Here is an 18,196-nt window from a genome sequence, read left to right on the forward strand (position 1 = left end):
GGCCCCGGGTCCTACAGGGCGTCCGGGCCGCGTTCGCCGGTGCGCACCCGCACCACCGTGTCGACCGGGACGCTCCAGACCTTCCCGTCACCGATCTTGCCGGTGCGGGCCGCCTTGACGACGACTTCGATGAGCTGTTCGGCGTCGTCGTCCTCGACCAGGACGTCGATGCGGACCTTGGGCACCAGGTCGACGGTGTACTCGGCGCCCCGGTAGACCTCGGTGTGCCCGCGCTGGCGGCCGTAGCCGCTGGCCTCGGTGACGGTCAGGCCGTGCACGCCGAACGACTGGAGGGCCTCCTTGATCTCGTCGAGCCGGTGCGGCTTCACGACGGCGGTGATGAGCTTCATGCGTCCACCTTCTTGTTGCGACCGGCTTCGGTGCGGTCCGGGTCCGTGCGGCCTGTTTCCGTACGGTCCGCATCCAAGCGCTCCGCGGCCAGGCGCCCCTCCGTGGACACGGGTGTCGTCTTGCGGGTGTGCGTGCCGCCGCCCGCGCCGCTGAAGTCGTACGCGGTCTCCGCGTGCTCCTGCTGGTCGATGCCGGAGACCTCCACGTCCTCGTCCACCCGCATGCCGATGGTCTTGTCGAGGACGAAGGCGAGGGCCGCCGAGACGATCAGCGAGTAGGCGAGGACCGCGACGACGCCGACGGTCTGCTTGCCGAGCTGTTCGAAGCCGCCGCCGTAGAAGAGCCCCTTGGCGTCGGACTGGACGCCTCCGGTGGCGAAGAAGCCGACCAGGAGGGAGCCCGCGACGCCGCCGACGAGGTGGACGCCGATGACGTCGAGGGAGTCGTCGTAGCCGAGCTTGAACTTCAGTCCGACGGCCATGGCGCACAGGACGCCGGCGATCGCTCCGATGGCGATGGCGCCGAGCGGGGAGCAGGAGCCACCGGCGGGGGTGATGGCGACGAGGCCGGCGACCGCGCCCGATGCGGCGCCGAGGGTGGTGCAGGCGCCGTGCCGGACCTTCTCGTACGCCAGCCAGGCGAGCATGGCGGCGGCCGTGGCGACCTGGGTGTTCAGGAACATCACGGCCCCGACGCCGTCGTCGTTGCCGAGCCAGGACCCGGCGTTGAAGCCGAACCAGCCGAACCAGAGCAGCCCGGCGCCGAGCATCACCAGCGGCAGGCTGTGGGGCCGCATCGGGTCCTTCTTGAAGCCGACGCGCTTGCCGATGACGAGGATGACGCCGAGGGCCGCGGCGCCGGCGTTGATGTGGACGGCGGTGCCGCCGGCGAAGTCGATGACGCCCATCTCGAAGAGCCAGCCGCCGGAGCCCCAGACCCAGTGGGCCACGGGGAAGTACACGACGGTGGCCCACAGGGCGACGAAGAGGGCCCAGGCGGAGAACTTGACGCGGTCGGCGAGCGCACCGCTGATCAGGGCGGGGGTCAGGACCGCGAACATCAGTTGGAAGACGGCGAAGACGTAGACCGGGATGGTGTAGCCGTCCCAGAGTTCGGTCAGGCCCAGTCCGCTGAGTCCGACGTAGTCGGACGACCATCCGATCAGGGAGCCGGAGTCCGTGCCGAAGGCCAGGCTGAATCCGTAGAGCACCCACAGCACCGTGACGATGCCGAGGCTGATGAAGCTCATCATCAGCATGTTGAGGGTGGACTTGACCCGGACCATGCCTCCGTAGAAGAAGGCGAGGCCGGGCGTCATCAGCATCACCAGCGCGGAGCAGATGAGCATGAAGCCGGTGTTGGCGGCGGAAAGTGTCGGGGTCTGCGCGGCTAGCGTCGAGATGCCTGGGGGCATGGGCGTCTCCTCGTCGTCGGTACGGCCGCGTGCGGGCGGTCCTGCGGAGCGGGGCTCCGCGGGCTCCGGTGGGGCCGGTGGGTACCGGGCCCCAGCGGGCCGGTCATGGGGCACGAGGTTGACGCAGCGCGGTTTCGGACGATGCCGCACGGTGTTTCGGGCCAGTGACGAAGAGGTCGGGTGTGTTACGCGGCCATGAACGAGCCGTGTCCGTGCCGGGCCCGGCACGGACACGGGCCACGGGCCACGGGCCACGGGCCACGGGCCACGACGAATGGGACCGGCCGCGGCGTTCACCCGGGTTGACTTGGCACGGGGGAGCCGAGTCGGGCGGTTCGGGGTGAGCGTCGCGGCCGGGGTCGGGCGCCGTCAGACGGCTTGCGCGGCCTCGGGCAGCTGGGCGGTGAGCTTGTCGGTGAGGTCGACCACCTCGGCCACGTCGCCGTAGTCGCGGGCGGCGGTGTCGACGGTCTTGCGCAGCCGGTTGTTGACCCGCTCGGAGCGGACCTTGCGGGCCACGTCGAGGGCGCGCGAGGCCAGCGCGGTGGCCTGCTCGGGCTCCTGCTTCAGCAGGTGGACGGTGGCCATGCCGATGAGGTTCAGCGCGTACGACCGCTGGTGGACCGCGTCGTGCTCGAAGAGCTCGACGGCGCGCTTCATCGCCGGCTCCGCGAGCGAGGCGTACGTGGGGCTGCGGCCGGCCACATAGGCGAGGTCGCGGTACGAGTGCGCGTTCTCGGCGTTCAGCTCGGCCTCGGAGAAGAAGCGGATCCAGTCCGGCTCGGGACCGCCGTCCTGGTCGGCGTCGTCGAAGGTGTCCTCCGCCATCCGTACCGCCCGCTTGCACTTGCTGGGCTGGCCCATGTTGGCGTAGGCGCGGGCCTCCATCGCGTACAGCATGGCCTGGGTGCGCGCGGTGGCGCAGTCCCGGCTGCCGTACTGGGCGAGGTGGATCAGTTCGAGGGCGTCGTCGGGCCGTCCCAGGTGGATCATCTGACGGCTCATGGAGGAGAGGACGAACGAGCCCAGGGGCTTGTCGCCGGACTCCTTGGCCGCGTGCAGGGCGAGGACGAAGTACTTCTGGGCGGTGGGCTGGAGGCCCACGTCGTAGCTCATCCAGCCGGCCAGCTCGGCGAGCTCTGCGGCGCAGTTGAACAGCCGCTTCGCGGTGGGCTCGGGGTGGGACTCCTGGAGGAGGTCGGTGACCTCGTGGAGCTGGCCGACGACGGCCTTGCGCCGCAGCCCCCCGCCGCACTGCGCGTCCCACTGGCGGAACATCACCGTGGTGGACTCCAGCAGCTCCAGCTCCGGCGCGGAGAGACCGCCCGGGCGCTGTCCCGCGCCGACCCCGGCAGCGGAAGCGGCCCCGCGCGGCGGCTGGTCGGCGCCCGGGGTGGGGACGAGCCAGCGCTGCATCGGCTCGATGAGGGCGGGGCCGGCGGCGAGCCCGAGCGAGGTGCCGAGGAAGCCGCGCCGCGCCAGCATCAGATCGCTGCGGGAGAACTCGCTGAGCAGGGAGACCGTCTGGGGCCCGGCCCAGGGCAGGTCGACGCCGGAGGTGGACGGCGACTGGTGGGCGGTGCGCAGCCCCAGGTCCTCGATGGCGACGACGGAGCCGAAGCGCTCGGAGAACAGCTCGGACAGGATGCGCGGGATCGGCTCGCGCGGCTGCTCGCCGTCGAGCCAGCGGCGCACCCGGGAGGTGTCGGTGCTGATGTGGTGGGCGCCGAGCTGCCGGGCCCTGCGGTTGACCTGGCGGGCCAGCTCGCCCTTGGACCAACCGCTGCGTACGAACCAGGAACCCAGCCGTTCGTTCGGGCGCTTGCCGGTACCGGCCTTCGCACCGGCTCCGCTGCCGTCCACTGGTAGGCCCCCATCCGTGAAACCGAAGCACGATCCCTGACCAGGATGCCGTGAGTCCGGGCCGTCCCTACGGAGGTGGGAACACCGCCACACGGGACCGCACGGGAGAGCGACCTGCCTCCGGCATACCCAACGGTGCACACGACTCCAGGGTCCGCACACCGAAAGTAATCCTACGATCACCGCCGCGCGAGCCAGAATCCAGAAACGCCACCATTCGCCACCCCTTTGAATGAACTCCCCCGCCGCCAGGCGCGATTCACTTGACACACGACGATCAGGAGACGGCGGAACGGGGTGCGCACAGGCGCGTGTCGCCGCCCACACTCCCCCTCGCGCCTCGGCAAGCCCCCGGACCACCACCGGCTGCGACGCTGCGTCACGAGGAGACTTCGGGTCGTAACCACCGGCGAGCACGACCCGTTGGAGGGGGCATGGGCTTCACGATCGGCGGCAGCCGGGGGATCCGGGACATCCGGTCCGCCCGGGCCGGCTCTCGACGCCGCAGCAGGACGGCGGAGTGCACAGTGACGGCGGCGGCCGAGTACACGGGGCTGTGGGGCTGGGCGGTGGTGCCCGGAGCACGGGCGGCGTCCGGCGCGTGCTCCTGCGGCGTCGCGACGTGCACGACACCCGGGGCGCATCCGCTGCCCTTCGCCCCCGAGGTCCTCGCCGGCGCGACGCTGGACGAGGTCGCCGCGGTGTGGTCGCAGCTACCGGGCGCCGCACTGCTGTTACCCGTGGGGCGCGCCTTCGACGTCCTCGACGTGGCCGCCCCCGCCGGCCGGCGCGCCCTGGTGCGGATGGAGCGGATGGGGCTGCCGCTCGGCCCGGTCTCGGCGACTCCGGACGGGCGCTGTCAGTTCTTCGTCGCCCCCGGCGCCGCGGCGGCCCTGCCCGAACTCCTGTACCGGATGGGCTGGGACGACGCCGACCTCGACCTGCACTGCCTGGGGCCCGGCGACCACATCACCGCCCCGCCGTCGGACCACGCGGGGCTCGGGCCGGCCCGCTGGCTGCGACCCCCTTCGCTGGACACCGCGGCGGCACCGCCCGAGGCCCGGCTCCTGCTCGGAACTCTGGCGTACATCTGCCATCGGTCGGTCGCCTAGCGGTTCGTGGGGCATGCTCGATCGTGACGCCGGATTCGATCACCGGGTCCGAGCAGCCGAAAGGGGCCCGGCGCGTCACCCCCCGCGCGCCGGGCCCCTCTTCACAACTCCACAGTGTGTCGTTCGATGTGCTGCGCTGTGTCTCGGTGTTGCGTTCCGTCCGCGTGCTCAGTCGCCGATGAGCGCGTCGACGAACGCCTCCGGCTCGAAGGGCGCGAGGTCGTCCGCCCCCTCACCCAGCCCGACGAGCTTCACCGGTACGCCCAGCTCGCGCTGTACGGCGATGACGATGCCGCCCTTGGCGGTGCCGTCCAGCTTCGTCAGCACGATGCCGGTGATGTCGACGACCTCCGCGAAGACGCGCGCCTGGACCAGCCCGTTCTGACCGGTGGTGGCGTCGAGGACCAGCAGCACCTCGTCCAGCGGGCCGTGCTTCTCGACGACGCGCTTGACCTTGCCGAGCTCGTCCATGAGGCCGGTCTTGGTGTGCAGTCGGCCCGCGGTGTCGATGAGGACCACGTCGGCGCCCTCGGCGATGCCCTCCTTGACGGCGTCGAAGGCGATCGACGCCGGGTCGCCGCCCTCCGGGCCGCGTACGGTACGAGCGCCGACCCGCTCGCCCCAGGTCTGGAGCTGGTCGGCGGCGGCGGCGCGGAAGGTGTCCGCGGCGCCGAGGACGACCGAGCGGCCGTCCGCGACCAGGACGCGGGCGAGCTTGCCGGTGGTGGTGGTCTTGCCGGTGCCGTTGACGCCGACGACCATCACGACGCCGGGGGTGTCCGTGCCGCTCTCGGTCTTGACCTCGCGGTCGAAGTCGGTGCCGAGGAGCGTCAGCAGCTCCTCGCGGAGCAGGGTGCGCAGGTCCTCAGGGGTCCGGGTGCCCAGGACCTTCACCCGCTCGCGCAGCCGCTCCACCAGCTCCTGGGTGGGGGCGACACCGACGTCGGCGGTGAGCAGGGTCTCCTCGATCTCCTCCCAGGTGTCCTCGTCGAGGCGCTCACGGGACAGCAGGGTGAGCAGCCCCTTGCCGAGCGTGTTCTGTGAACGGGCGAGCCGGGCGCGCAGCCGGACCAGGCGGCCGGCGGTGGGCTCCGGGATCTCGATCTCGGGTGCGGCTTCGACGGGCGCCTCGGTGACGACCTCCGTACCGGCGGAGGTGTCCGCGGACGGGAGGTCGACCTCCTCGATGGTGCGGCGCGGCTCGTCCCGCGGGGTCTCGGCCTCGTCGCCGACGTGGGGTTCGGCGGGCGGAGCGGTGATGGTCGGGGCGCTCGGCGGGGCGGTCGGCGGCAGCTGCTTCTTCTTGCGGCCACTGACCACGAGCCCGCTGACCGCCGCGACCGCGACCAGTGCGATGACTACGGCAAGGATCAGGATTTCCATAACGGTCCCAGTATCGGTCACGTCCGCCCCGGACCGGTCGGCCACGCCCCGCGGGGACGGCGGGAAACCTGGATGACGGGCCCGAGGAGGCCGGGTTAGCGTCCCGGTCATGACCGTCTTGGAGTTTCGGACCATTCCGGCGGCGCATCTGGACCGCGCTCTGGATCTGCACTACCTCGCCTTCCTGGACAAGGGAGCCGAGGGCGAACTACGCAAGATGCACCGGGAGATCCTGGAGCGCTGCGATCTGATCGGCGGGTACGAGGGGGACCAGCTCGTCGGGCTGCTGGCGGCGCACCGGATGCAGTTGTCGGTGCCGGGTGGGGAGCTGGCGTGCGCCGGCGTGACGTTCGTCTCGGTGGCGCCGACGCACCGCCGCCGCGGGGTGCTCAGCGGGATGGTCGCGGAGCTGTGGCGCCGGTGCGCCGCCGCGGGGCAGCCGCTCGCGGCGCTGTGGGTGTCGGAGGCGGGGATCTACGGCCGCTTCGGCTTCGACCCGGCGACCCGGTCGTACAGCTTCGTGATCGACGCCGACCACCCGTTGGACCTGCGCATCGCACCCGACGAGCGCCCGCTGCGGCTGGTGGACGCGGACGAGGCGCCCGGGGTGATCGGCGCGCTGCACCGCAGGGCGCGGGAGGAGCGGGCGGGCCGGGTCTCCCGTGACGACTTCTGGTGGCGCACCCACGTCCTGCGCGAGGAGGACGAGGACGACGACGACCTGAGCGCGCCGCGGGTCGTGACGATCGGCGACCCGGGCGCCCCGCCCGCCGGCTACGTCTTCTATCGCACCCAGAGCGACGACGAGGGGCGGGGGACCCTGCACGTCCGGGAGCTGGAGGCGGAGTCGCCGGCGGTCGCGGCGGCGCTGTGGCGGTACGTGGCCTCGGTCGACCTGGTGAACCGGGTCAAGGCGTGGGGGCGGCCGTTGGACGACCCGCTGCTGCGCTTCGCCGGCGACCGGGACCAGGTGGAGGTCAGCCAGGAGTTCCCGGCGCTGTGGCTGCGCCTGGTGGACGTGCCGGGCGCGCTGACCGGGCGCACCTGGTCCGCGCCGGTGGACCTGGTGCTGGAGGTGACCGATGCGGGCGTCGAGGCGAACGCCGGGCGCTACCGGCTGACCGTCGAGCCCGGGCCGGAGCAGGGGCGGCAGGTCGATGGGGCGGGACTCACGGCGCACGTGGCGCGCACCGAGGAGGCGCCCGACCTGACGTTGGACGTACGGGAGCTGGCCGCTTGCTATCTGGGCGGTCACGACCCGGCGGAGCTGGTTCGGGCCGGGCTGGTCACGGAGCACACTCCGGGTGCGGCGGACCGGCTGGGCGCGACGTCGCGCACGGCACTGCTGCCGCACACGACGGACGAGTTCTAGACGGCGTCGCCACAAGGGGCCCGCGAGGGTGGAGCGGAGCGGGGAGGCGTCGGTCGTGTCCGTTGTGGGACGGCCCCGCATTCCCATCTGACGCTGTGTCAGCTACCGTGCGGGCGCACGTCCAGCCCAAGGAGTCGTTCCCATGGCCGTCACCACGGTCCGCTTCAACCTCGTCGCTCCCGGGGCGACGCCCGACGAACTCGCCGACCGCTACCGCACGGCCGTGGACATGGCGGTCTACGCCGACGAGCACGGCGTCGACTCGGTCCAGACCGAGGAGCACCACGGCGCGGAGAACCACTGGATCCCCTCGCCGATCCCGTTCGCCGGGGCGGTCCTCGGGGCGACGCGGCGGATCGCGGTGACCGTCTGCGCGCTGCTGGGTCCGTTGTACGACCCGCTGCGCCTGGCCGAGGACATCGCCGTGCTGGACCTCGTCGGCCGGGGGCGACTGGTCACCGTCGCCGGCATCGGCTACCGCCGCGCGGAGTACGAACAGCTCGGTGTGGACTGGGACCGGCGCGGACGGCTCCAGGACGAGCTGTTGGAGACGCTGCTGGCCGCATGGACCGGGGAGCCGTTCCGCTACCGGGGGCGGACCGTGCGGGTGACCCCTCGTCCGTACAGCCGGCCCCATCCGCCGTTGTTCGTCGGTGGCTCGTCCCGGGCGGCGGCGCGGCGGGCGGCCCGGCTGGGGCTGCCCTTCTCCCCCAGCGCCCATCTGCCCGAACTCGCCGCGTACTACGCCGAGGAGTGCGCCCGGCACGGCACCGAGGGCTGGATGACGATGCCCGGTCCCCGGACCCCGCTGCTGCACGTGTCGGAGGATCCGGACCGCACGTGGGCGGAGTACGGCGAGCACTTCCTGCACGAGGCCCGGACGTACTCCTCCTGGCAGAACGCGGACATCCGCTCCGCCGTGCACGCCCGGGCGTCGACGGTGGCGGAGTTGCGCGCCGAGGGGGTGTACCGGGTGGTGACGCCCGAGGAGTGCGCCGCACTCAATCTCGACGTGCTCGTACTGCACCCGCTGTGCGGCGGCATGCCGCCGGAGGAGGGCTGGCGCTCACTGCGGCTGCTGTGCGAGAAGGTGCTCCCCCAGCGCGGCTGACCACCGACGACGGCGGCGGCGGCCGCTCGCCGGGCCCGGTGGCCCCGCGACCGGTCAGCCCATCTCTTCCAGCGGTTTGCCCTTGGTCTCCTTCACGCAGAAGACCACGAAGGGGATGGAGAGCACCGCGAAGCAGGCGTAGATGATGTACGTGGCCGAGAGGTTCCACTCCGAGAGGCTGGGGAAGCTCGCGGTGATGGCCCAGTTGGCGAGCCACTGGGCCGAGGCCGCGACGCCGAGCCCCGCCGCACGGATCTTGTTGGGGAACATCTCGCCGAGGAGCACCCACACCACCACGCCCCAGGACAGGGCGAAGAAGAGCACGAAGACGTGCGCCGCGACCAGCGCCACCGTGCCTTCCAGATCGGGCAGCTTGCCGTTGACCAACGGCTCGGAGAACGCCCACGCCTCCAGGGCCAGGGCAAGCGCCATGCCGGTGGAGCCGATGAGGGCGAGCGGTTTGCGGCCGATGCGGTCGACGAAGACCATCGCGATCACGGTGCCGATGATGTTCACGATCGAGGTGGTGAAGGAGTAGAAGAAGGAGCCGGTGGGGTCGATGCCGACGGACTGCCACAGCGTCGTGGAGTAGTAGAAGGCCACGTTGATGCCGACGAGCTGTTGGAAGACCGAGAGCCCGATGCCGACCCAGACGATGGTCAGGAAGCCGAAGCGCCCGCCGAGCAGGTCCTTGAAGGTCGACTTGTGCTCCCGGCGCATCGCGTGTTCGATCTCGGCCACCCGGGCGTCGAGGTCGATGTGTTCGCCCTCGACCTCCGTGAGGACCTTCCTCGCCCGCTCGACCTTGCCCACCGACAGCAGGTAGCGGGGCGACTCGGGGATGGCGAAGGAGAGCAGCCCGTACAGCAGCGCGGGAAGGACCATCACGCCCAGCATCCACTGCCACGCCTCCAGGCCGCCGATCTTCCCGCGCTGCTCGCCGTCGGCGATCTGCAGGATGCCGAAGTTCACCAACTGGGAGATGGCGATGCCGATCACGATGGCCGCCTGTTGGAAGGAGGCCAGCCGTCCGCGGTACGCCGGCGGCGAGACCTCCGCGATGTACGCGGGCCCGATCACCGAGGCCATGCCGATGGCGAAGCCGCCGATGACGCGCCACATCGCGAGGTCCCACAGCGCGAAGGGCAGGGCGGAGCCGACGGCGCTGGCAGCGAAGAGGACGGAGGCGATCCGCATGCAGGCGATCCGGCCGATGCGGTCGGCGATGCGGCCCGCGGTGGCGGCGCCGATGGCACAGCCGATCAGCGCGATCGCGATGACCTGGGCGAGTTCGGCCGAGCCGATGTCGTACCGATCGCGGATCGCCTCGACGGCGCCGTTGATGACCGAGCTGTCGTAGCCGAAGAGGAAGCCGCCCATCGCCGCGGACGCGGTGATGAAGACGACGTGCCCGAGGTGTTCGGCATGGGCGTGGGCCGGAGGTGCCCCGGAAGGGGGCGGTGGCTGCGCGCTGCTGGTCACGTCGTCTCCTGTGGCCGGCTCCGGAGGAGTGCGGCTCCTTCCGGAGAAGTGTTTCAAGTGGCGCACACCTCGCGGCGGCGCACCACTTGGGCTGCTGCCTACGGGACGGCGTTCCCGTCGGCGACGAAGGAGGCGTGTGCGCGCCGGCGGACGACCGACGGCGGACCGGTCAGCGCAGCCGCTGGCTGATGACCTTGGAGACCCCGTCCCCCTGCATGGAGACGCCGTACAGCGCGTCGGCGACCTCCATCGTGCGCTTCTGGTGGGTGATCACGATCAGCTGCGAGGACTCCTGGAGCTCCTGCATGATCCTGATCAGCCGCTGGAGGTTGGTGTCGTCGAGCGCCGCCTCGACCTCGTCCATCACGTAGAAGGGGCTGGGGCGCGCCTTGAAGATGGACACCAGCATCGCCACCGCGGTCAGCGAGCGCTCGCCGCCGGAGAGCAGGGAGAGCCGCTTGACCTTCTTGCCCGGGGGCCGGGCCTCCACGTCCACGCCCGTGGTGAGCATGTTGTCGGGGTCGGTGAGGATCAGCCGCCCCTCTCCGCCCGGGAAGAGCCGGGAGAAGACGCCTTCGAACTCACGGGCCGTGTCGCGGTACGCCTCCGTGAACACCTGCTCCACGCGTTCGTCCACCTCCTTCACCACCCTCAGCAGGTCGGTCCTGGTCTTCTTCAGGTCCTCCAGCTGCTCGGAGAGGAACTTGTGGCGTTCCTCCAGGGCCGCGAACTCCTCCAGGGCGAGCGGATTCACCTTTCCGAGTTGCTGATACGCCCGTTCGGCCGCTTTCAGGCGCTTTTCCTGTTCGGCCCGGACGAAACGCGTCGGCTGGTTGCGGGGGTGCTCGGGGTCTTCGGGCAGTTCCTCGCCCTCGGCCGGCGGCGAGGGGGGTACGGGCTGGTCGGGGCCGTACTCGGCGACCAGGCCCGCCGGTTCCACCCCCAGCTCTTCCAGGGCCCGGTTCTCCAACTGCTCGATGCGCAGCCGCTTCTCGGCGCCGAGGACCTCGCCGCGGTGGACGGAGTCGGTGAGCTTGTCGAGGTCGGACTTGAGGTCGCGGCCCCGGGAGCGGGCCGCGCCGAGTTCCCGTTCCCGTTCCGCCTTCGCGGCTTCGGCGGCGGTGCGCTCGGCTTCGGCCCGTACGAGCGACACCTCCACGTGCGCCAGCAGCGTGCGGGCGCCGGTCGCGACCGCGGCGGCGACCTCGGCCTCGTGCCGCAGTCGGGCGCGGCGCCGTTCGGCCCGGGCCCGCGCCTCGCGTTCGGCGCGCGCTCCCCTGTCGAGGGAGTCGGCCCGGCCGGCGAGCGCCTTGACCCGCTCCTCGTGGGTGCGGACCTGGAGGCGGGCCTCCATCTCGGTCTGCCGGGCGTTCGCGCCGTCGGCGGCGAGCCGGTCGCGCACATGGGTGTCGGGCTCGTCCGCCTCCGGTCCCTGCGGGGCGCTCTCCTGGGCCGCGACCAGCCGTTCGGCCAGTTCCTCGGCCTCCTCGCGGGCGCGCTCCCACGCCTCCTGGGCGCGGGAGACGGCTGCGTCCGTGCGCTCGGCCTCCCCGGCGGCGGCGCGCGCCTGCCCGGAGAGCCGGCCGAGCCGGCCGGAGACGGCGGACTTCTCCCGGTCGGCGGCGCGGCGCCGCTCCCCCAGTTCCTCGACGAGGGCTGCGCACTCGGCCCGGTGGTCCGCTGCCCGGCGTTGGGCCGCGGACAGTTCCTCGCAGCGTCCGTCCAGCACGGTCAGCTCGGCCGCCGCCTCGTCGACGGACGCCTGCACCTCCAGCAGGCTGGGCGCACCGGCCGAGCCTCCCTGCGCGAAGTGCGCGCCGAGCAGATCGCCCTCGGCGGTCACGGCGGTCAGCCAGGGCCGGGCGTGGACCAGGTCCTCCGCCTCCTCCAGCGTTCCGACCACCACGGTGTCGCCCACCAGGCGGCGTACGGTGGGCATCAGCTCGTCCGGTCCGCGGACCAGGTCGACGACGTGCGGATGGCGGGAGGCGGCGCCCCGGTCCGGGGGCCCGCCTGCGTGCGGTACGTCTTCGGGGGCGCCGCCGAGCAGTATCGAGGCGCGTCCCGCGTCCGACTTGCGCAGCAGCCGCAGGGCTTCGGCCGCGGTCGCGGTGTTGGTGACGGCGACGGCGTCCGCCGCGGCGCCCAGGGCGGCGGCGACGGGGACCTCGTAGCCGGGAGTGACGGTCAGCAGTTCGGACGCCGGGCCGAGCAGGCCGGTCAGCCGTTCCTTCGCGGCCAGCAGCGCACCGGTGCCGTCCTTGCGGCGCAGGCCCAGGGCGAGGGCGTCGCGGCGGGCGGAGACGGCGGCGCGCTCCCGCTCGGCCGCGGTGAGCGCGTCCCGGGCGGCGGCCAGCGCGCGCTCCGCGTCGGCGAGTTCACGGCGGGCGGTGTCATGGCGTTCGGCGAGGTCGGTGTCGTCCGCGTCCAGGCCGTCGACCTCGGCCTGGAGCAGTTCGTACTCCTCCTGGGCGGCGACGGCGCGCTCCTTGGCCTCGTCGCGCGCGGAGGTCAGCCGTTCGATCTCGGCCCGGGCGGAGGCGGCCCGGCCGCGGGCCGCGGTGACCTGACCGCCGAGCCGGGCCAGCCCTTCGCGGCGGTCGGCGATGGCCCGGGCGACGTCCTTGAGGCGGCGCTCCTCGGCGGTGAGCTGGCGCTCCAGTTCGGCGCGGTGGGCGACGGTGTCCTCCAGGGCGCGCTCGGCCGCCTCCAGCGCGGCCTCCAGCTCCGCCTCCTGCTCGCGGATGCGGGCCGCCTCGCGCTCCATGTCCTCCGGGTCGCGTCCGCGGCGCTCCTCGGTGGGTCGGTCGGTGGCGCTCTTGACCCGGGCGTCGGCCAGCGAGATCGTGCCGCGGACGCGCTCGGCGAGCCGGGAGAGTTCGTACCAGGTCTGCTGGGCCCGCTCCAGGCGCGGTGCGAGCCGCCGCACCTCGTCCTCCAGTTCGGCCTCGCGGGCGAGGGCGGCCTTCAGCTCCCGTTCGGCGCCGTCCTTGCGCTCCTTGAGGGCGGCTTCGTCGGCGATCTCGGTGCGCAGCGCATCCTGGAGGCGTACGAGGTCGTCGGCGAGCAGGCGCAGCCGGGCGTCGCGCAGGTCGGCCTGGATGACGGCCGCGCGGCGGGCGACGGCCGCCTGTCGACCGAGGGGCTTGAGCTGGCGGCGCAGTTCGTCGGTGAGGTCCTGGACGCGGGCCAGGTTGGCCTGCATCGCGTCCAGCTTCCGCAGCGCCTTCTCCTTGCGCTTGCGGTGCTTGAGGACCCCGGCGGCCTCCTCGATGAAGGCGCGGCGCCCCATCGGGTCGGCGTGCAGGACGGAGTCGAGCTGGCCCTGTCCCACGATGACGTGCATCTCCCGGCCGATGCCGGAGTCCGAGAGCAGTTCCTGGATGTCGAGGAGCCGGCAGGTGTCACCGTTGAGCTGGTACTCGCTGCCGCCGTTGCGGAACATGATCCGCGTGATGGTGACCTCGGCGTAGTCGATGGGGAGCGCGCCGTCGGAGTTGTCGATGGTCAGGGACACCTCGGCGCGGCCCAGCGGCGGGCGGCCCGTGGTGCCGGCGAAGATGACGTCCTCCATCTTCCCGCCGCGCAGCGACTTGGCCCCCTGCTCGCCCATGACCCAGGACAGCGCGTCGACCACGTTGGACTTGCCGGAGCCGTTGGGACCCACCACACAGGTGATGCCCGGTTCGAACCGCAGGGTGGTGGCGGAGGCGAAGGATTTGAACCCGCGCAGGGTCAGGGCCTTGAGGTGCACGCAGCCGGACTCTACCTTTCGGGTCGCTCGTTGCCTTCACGACGGCCGGTGGTCATGTGCGGTTTCACCGTTCAAGGTGCAGGGCACATCTGTCATGAGGGGTGAGATCGCGCATTCGAGTGGTTCGAGTGGTCGAGATCCCCCCATGCCCCTTGGGCATAAGAGGCAGAGCAGGAAAGAAAGAAGGGACGCCGAGGCGTCCCTTGCATATCTTGGTGCGATGGATCTCCGGCAGATCCGTGCTCAGGTGAGCGCGGGCTCCGCCTGGGGTACGTCGATGTCGATGCCGTCAAGCAGCGACTCTCGGGGGTGCTGGGCGACGGCAGCGTTCAGCGCGTCGTTCTCGGACTGGATCCGTACGAGCTCGGATTCGAGGTCCTGGACGCGCTGCTGGAGCCGTCGCATCTCGGCGAGGAGTCGCGGGTCGGTACCGCCGACGTAACCGAGAAGCGCCTTTGCCATGATGGATGGTCCTCCACACTGAGTGACCGACCGATGCGGTGTGGGTCGTGAGGGATTCGCACCCGCGGTGCTCGACAGTGCTGTGGTGCTTGCGATCTCACTGCGATTCCTACTGCCAAACAGCTAAGGTGCGCGGGGCTTCCAGAGTCTCACCAAAAAGTTTGACGGTCAACACGATCACACCCCGTAGGAGGGGGCGAGCCGGGCGGCGCACGGCCGCGGACGCCGCGGCGGGGCCTGTGCTCCGGGCCCCTGGGGCGTGGAGATCATCCTTACGGCCGCAGCCTGGCACGAGACGTCTTTCTTGGCAACCACCAGGTCGTTTCTGCCTCCGGCAGGTGCCCGCGACGGCTCTGCCGCACCTCCGTTCGGGTGCCCCGGCTCAGCGGATCGCGAATCCGTCGTAACCGCCGCGCGGCGTGTCCCAGATCTCAGTGACTCCCTCGACACGTCCGGGTGTGTCGTCGGAGCGCAGCCACTCCAACAATCGGTGGCAATTCTCACGCGGCCCCTCCGCCACGACCTGCACCCGGCCGTCGTCGAGATTGACGGCGAATCCCGTGAGCCCCCCGATCTCCAAAGCATTTGCCCTGGTGAACCAGCGAAATCCCACTCCCTGTACTCGACCGCGTACCCAGGCGGTGAGGCGTGCTGCATCACTCATGGCTGCACGGTAGTCGTCGGATTGCTCACGAAACACTTCCGTCCCTCGACCCATGGCGTACAGTCCCCTCGCAATGGACGTCACCCGTTCGGGTGAGCAGCTATCGGTTTTGCCTGCATGGCGACCGGTAAGCGTTCTGTTCGGCCAGGGGGCGGGACGACGGCCCCTTGTGCGCACGACCGTCGGAATTGGGCACGAGGAAGGCACAGCCAGATGGGACGTCACCGAAGCCCGGCCAAGCGCAGGGGCCGCCCCGTACGCACCGGCCTGCTCGGTGCATCGGCCGCCGTGGCCATGGGCGCCGTTGCGGTTGCATCCGGTTTGCTGCCCGGCGGTGACGTGCTGACCGTCGGCGGGGAAGAGTCCCCGGGCGGGCCGATCCGTACGGGCGGGGGCCCTGCGACGTTGCAGACCCAGGGCGACTCGGGCGCCAGTCCCACCACTCAGCCGCCCGCCGCGGGTCCCACCGCCCCGCACCTGCCGTCGACCTCGCCGAGCGGCTCGCCCTCGGGCAAGCCGTCCGCGAAGGCCGGCACCAAGGCCCCGGAGGCCGCGGCCCCGAAGTCCACCCCGCCCCGGACGCCCGAGAGGACCGCGGGGGCCGCAGGGTCGACAGGGGCCACGGAGAAGAAGACGACCGCGCCGCAGCACAGCGCGCCGTCCACCGCGTCCTCCTCCCCCCAGAGCTCCGCCACGCCGCAGCAGCGCGCGGCGAACACCTCCGAGACGAAGCTGGAGTCGGAGGTCCTGGCGCTGGTGAACCAGGAGCGCGCCAAGGTGGGCTGTAGCCCGGTGCAGTACGACGCCGCCCTCGCCAAGCTCGCCGGGAACTTCAGCAGCGACATGGCCAAGCGCGGGTTCTTCAGCCACACCGACCCCGACGGGGACACCCCGTGGGACCGCGCCGACCAGGCCGGGGTGAAGAACCTCGCCGCGGAGAACATCGCCCGCGGTCAGGGGGACGCCGCCGCGGTGATGGAGTCCTGGATGAACAGCGACGGACACCGCGCGAACATCCTCAACTGCGACTACAAGACCCTCGGCGTCGGGGTGCACCTGGGCGACGGCGGCCCCTGGTGGACCCAGAACTTCGGCTTCTGATCCCCTGCGTCACAGCCGGGTGCACGGGTGCCCGCGCGTCACAACGCCGGGCGCCCGCCCGGCGCGGGCTCACGCCTTCGGCGGGCGCTGGCAGCGCGGGCAGAAGTAGCTGGAGCGGTTCGTCCACGGGCGGCGGCGGATCGGCGTGCCGCACCGGCGGCACGGCTCGTCCTCCCGGCCGTACGCGTCCAACGACCGGTCGAAGTACCCCGATTCGCCGTTGACGTTCACGTACAGGCTGTCGAAGCTGGTCCCGCCCTCCGCGAGGGCCGCGTTCATCACGTCCCGCGCGTGCTGGAGCAGTTCGGCGGCGCGAGGGCGGGTGAGCGAGGCCGTCGGGCGCTCGTAGTGCACCCTGGCGCGCCACAGCGCCTCGTCCGCGTAGATGTTGCCGACCCCGCTGATCAGCGTCTGGTCCAGCAGCGCCCGCTTGACCGTGGTGCGGCGCAGGCGCAGCGCCGTGATGAACGCCGCGTCGTCGAAGGCGGGGTCGAGCGGGTCGCGGGCGATGTGCGCGATGACGTCCGGGATGCCGTCGGGGGTGTTCTCGTGCAGCGAGAGGCCGCCGAAGGTGCGCTGGTCGACGAAGCGCAGCTCGGTGCCGATGGTGTCGTCGAAGCGGACCCTGACGCGCAGGTGCCGCTCGTCGGCCGCGCCCTCGGGCTGGACCAGCAGCTGGCCGCTCATCCCCAGGTGGCCGAGGACGGAGGTGCCCGTGGCGCCGAGCGGCAGCCACAGGTACTTGCCCCGGCGGCGGACGATGCCCACGCTGTGCCCGTTCAACCGGGCGGCGAAGTCCTCGGCGCCGGCCGGATGGCGTCGGACGGCGCGCGGGTGCAGCACCCGCACCTCGGCGATCGTACGGCCGCTGATCCATCGCTGGAGTCCGCGGCGGACGACCTCGACCTCGGGCAGCTCGGGCACGGGCCTCCTTCACAGGCTTCACGGACGCACCGGGGGTCCCGGTGCGCAGGGCGCCCCCGGGCGGGAACGCCCGCAGCGTACCTCTCGCCCCGGGGCACGTACCTCGGGCCCCCTTCCCCGCGGCGGCGGAAGGGGGCCCGATGGCGTCGTGCGCGCGGGGGGCGCGGGGAATCAGGCCGTGGCGGCCTGATCCTGCTCCCCGGTGGACGGTGCAGCAGCCGGGGCGGACGGCCCGTCGGCCTCCGCCCGTGCGGCGGCGGCGCGCGCGTCGGCGGCGGCGTGGATCTCCCGCCAGGCCGACTCGGCGGCCTGCTGCTCCGCCTCCTTCTTGCTGCGGCCAGTGCCGGTGCCGTACGAGACACCACCGACGCGGGCAGCAGCAGTGAAGGTCTTCTCGTGGTCGGGCCCCGTCTCGGTGACGAGGTACTCCGGCACCCCGAGCCCTTCGGCCGCGGTGAGCTCCTGGAGACTGGTCTTCCAGTCCAGGCCCGCGCCCAGGTTCGAGGACTTCTCGATCAGCGGGTCGAAGAGCCGGTGCACCAGCTCGGACGCCGCGTCGAGTCCCTTGTCGAGATAGACCGCGCCGATCACCGCTTCAAGGGTGTCGGCGAGGATGGATGCCTTGTCCCTGCCGCCCGTGCCTTCCTCGCCCCGGCCGAGCCGGATGAAGGAGCCGAGGTCGAGCCCACGGCCGACGTCGGCCAGCGCACGCGAGTTGACCACCGCGGCCCGCAACTTGGCCAGCTGGCCTTCGGGCAGGTCGGGGTGGGTGCGATACAGCGTGTCGGTGACCACCAGGCCGAGGACGGAGTCCCCGAGGAACTCCAGCCGTTCGTTGGTGGGCAGCCCGCCGTTCTCGTACGCGTACGAGCGATGGGTCAGCGCACGCACCAGAAGGGCGGACTCGACCTGATAGCCGAGCCGCCCTTCCAGAAGCGTGTGGGACGAGGCTGCGTTGACTGCGTTGACGTTGTCCGCCGACTTGCCGGCCTTGGACAGCTCAGACATCGGGCCTCTCACCAGCCGCTCAGACCGCGAGGACCTGGCGCTTGTTGTAGGTGCCACAGCTGGGGCACGCGATGTGCTGCAGCTTGGGCTCCTGGCAGCGCTCGCACGCAACCAGGGTGGGGACCGCAGCCTTCCACTGCGACCGGCGGTGGCGCGTGTTGCTGCGCGACATCTTCCGCTTCGGAACAGCCACGG

Annotated in this window: 15 protein-coding genes; 4 read left to right on the plus strand and 11 right to left on the minus strand. The window is 71.9% G+C overall.

Annotation, left to right across the window (positions count from 1 at the left end; translation table 11 throughout):
- Positions 1-11: 11 nt before the first annotated feature.
- The 3 genes from AB0E05_RS08735 to AB0E05_RS08745 form a co-directional block, all read right to left on the minus strand.
- A complete protein-coding gene (locus AB0E05_RS08735) occupies positions 12-350 on the minus strand; it encodes a P-II family nitrogen regulator (RefSeq protein ID WP_361960784.1) in 339 nt (112 codons plus the stop codon).
- Positions 347-1,765, minus strand: coding sequence for an ammonium transporter (locus AB0E05_RS08740; protein ID WP_361960786.1), 1,419 nt, complete (start codon positions 1,763-1,765; stop codon positions 347-349). The genes AB0E05_RS08735 and AB0E05_RS08740 overlap by 4 nt, the downstream gene beginning before the upstream one ends.
- Positions 1,766-2,134: 369 nt before the next feature.
- Entirely contained in the window at positions 2,135-3,628 is a 1,494-nt protein-coding gene (locus AB0E05_RS08745; RefSeq protein ID WP_361960788.1) for a hypothetical protein, read from the minus strand.
- Between the two features lie 434 nt (positions 3,629-4,062).
- On the opposite strand from AB0E05_RS08745, the gene AB0E05_RS08750 reads away from it, so the two are divergent.
- Positions 4,063-4,740 carry a bifunctional DNA primase/polymerase gene (locus tag AB0E05_RS08750; protein WP_361960790.1) on the plus strand — a complete coding sequence of 226 codons (678 nt, stop codon included), beginning with the start codon at positions 4,063-4,065 and terminating at the stop codon, positions 4,738-4,740.
- A gap of 168 nt (positions 4,741-4,908) precedes the next feature.
- Here the strand turns inward: AB0E05_RS08750 and ftsY are convergent, their stop codons facing one another.
- Positions 4,909-6,123 carry a signal recognition particle-docking protein FtsY gene (gene ftsY, locus AB0E05_RS08755; protein WP_361960792.1) on the minus strand — a complete coding sequence of 405 codons (1,215 nt, stop codon included), beginning with the start codon at positions 6,121-6,123 and terminating at the stop codon, positions 4,909-4,911.
- A 109-nt stretch (positions 6,124-6,232) separates the two neighbouring features.
- On the opposite strand from ftsY, the gene AB0E05_RS08760 reads away from it, so the two are divergent.
- Positions 6,233-7,495 (plus strand): GNAT family N-acetyltransferase, encoded by a 1,263-nt coding sequence (locus tag AB0E05_RS08760; RefSeq protein ID WP_361960794.1) that lies wholly within the window; start codon positions 6,233-6,235, stop codon positions 7,493-7,495.
- A 142-nt stretch (positions 7,496-7,637) separates the two neighbouring features.
- A complete protein-coding gene (locus AB0E05_RS08765) occupies positions 7,638-8,606 on the plus strand; it encodes an LLM class flavin-dependent oxidoreductase (RefSeq protein WP_361960796.1) in 969 nt (322 codons plus the stop codon).
- Positions 8,607-8,660: 54 nt separating this feature from the next.
- Here the strand turns inward: AB0E05_RS08765 and AB0E05_RS08770 are convergent, their stop codons facing one another.
- The 4 genes from AB0E05_RS08770 to AB0E05_RS08785 form a co-directional block, all read right to left on the minus strand.
- Entirely contained in the window at positions 8,661-10,088 is a 1,428-nt protein-coding gene (locus tag AB0E05_RS08770) for a sugar porter family MFS transporter (protein ID WP_361960798.1), read from the minus strand.
- Positions 10,089-10,257: 169 nt separating this feature from the next.
- A complete protein-coding gene (gene smc / locus AB0E05_RS08775; protein ID WP_361960800.1) occupies positions 10,258-13,842 on the minus strand; it encodes a chromosome segregation protein SMC in 3,585 nt (1,194 codons plus the stop codon).
- A gap of 243 nt (positions 13,843-14,085) precedes the next feature.
- Complete coding sequence (locus tag AB0E05_RS08780; RefSeq protein ID WP_361538719.1) at positions 14,086-14,304, minus strand: hypothetical protein; 219 nt, start codon at positions 14,302-14,304, stop codon at positions 14,086-14,088.
- 382 nt (positions 14,305-14,686) lie between these two features.
- Positions 14,687-14,968 (minus strand): acylphosphatase, encoded by a 282-nt coding sequence (locus AB0E05_RS08785; protein ID WP_361960803.1) that lies wholly within the window; start codon positions 14,966-14,968, stop codon positions 14,687-14,689.
- A gap of 213 nt (positions 14,969-15,181) precedes the next feature.
- Here AB0E05_RS08785 and AB0E05_RS08790 point away from each other — a divergent pair, with 213 nt between their 5' ends.
- Positions 15,182-16,069 (plus strand): CAP domain-containing protein, encoded by an 888-nt coding sequence (locus AB0E05_RS08790; protein ID WP_361960805.1) that lies wholly within the window; start codon positions 15,182-15,184, stop codon positions 16,067-16,069.
- A 69-nt stretch (positions 16,070-16,138) separates the two neighbouring features.
- On the opposite strand, the gene mutM is transcribed toward AB0E05_RS08790, so the two are convergent.
- The 3 genes from mutM to rpmF form a co-directional block, all read right to left on the minus strand.
- Complete coding sequence (gene mutM, locus AB0E05_RS08795; RefSeq protein WP_361960807.1) at positions 16,139-16,993, minus strand: bifunctional DNA-formamidopyrimidine glycosylase/DNA-(apurinic or apyrimidinic site) lyase; 855 nt, start codon at positions 16,991-16,993, stop codon at positions 16,139-16,141.
- Positions 16,994-17,164: 171 nt separating this feature from the next.
- Complete coding sequence (rnc, locus tag AB0E05_RS08800) at positions 17,165-18,001, minus strand: ribonuclease III (RefSeq protein ID WP_361960809.1); 837 nt, start codon at positions 17,999-18,001, stop codon at positions 17,165-17,167.
- Positions 18,002-18,020: 19 nt separating this feature from the next.
- Positions 18,021-18,194, minus strand: coding sequence for a 50S ribosomal protein L32 (rpmF, locus tag AB0E05_RS08805; RefSeq protein WP_361538710.1), 174 nt, complete (start codon positions 18,192-18,194; stop codon positions 18,021-18,023).
- Between the last annotated feature and the right edge of the window lie 2 nt (positions 18,195-18,196).

Origin of the sequence: Streptomyces sp. NPDC048057, assembly GCF_040653095.1 — a bacterium.
Classification (GTDB): domain Bacteria; phylum Actinomycetota; class Actinomycetes; order Streptomycetales; family Streptomycetaceae; genus Streptomyces.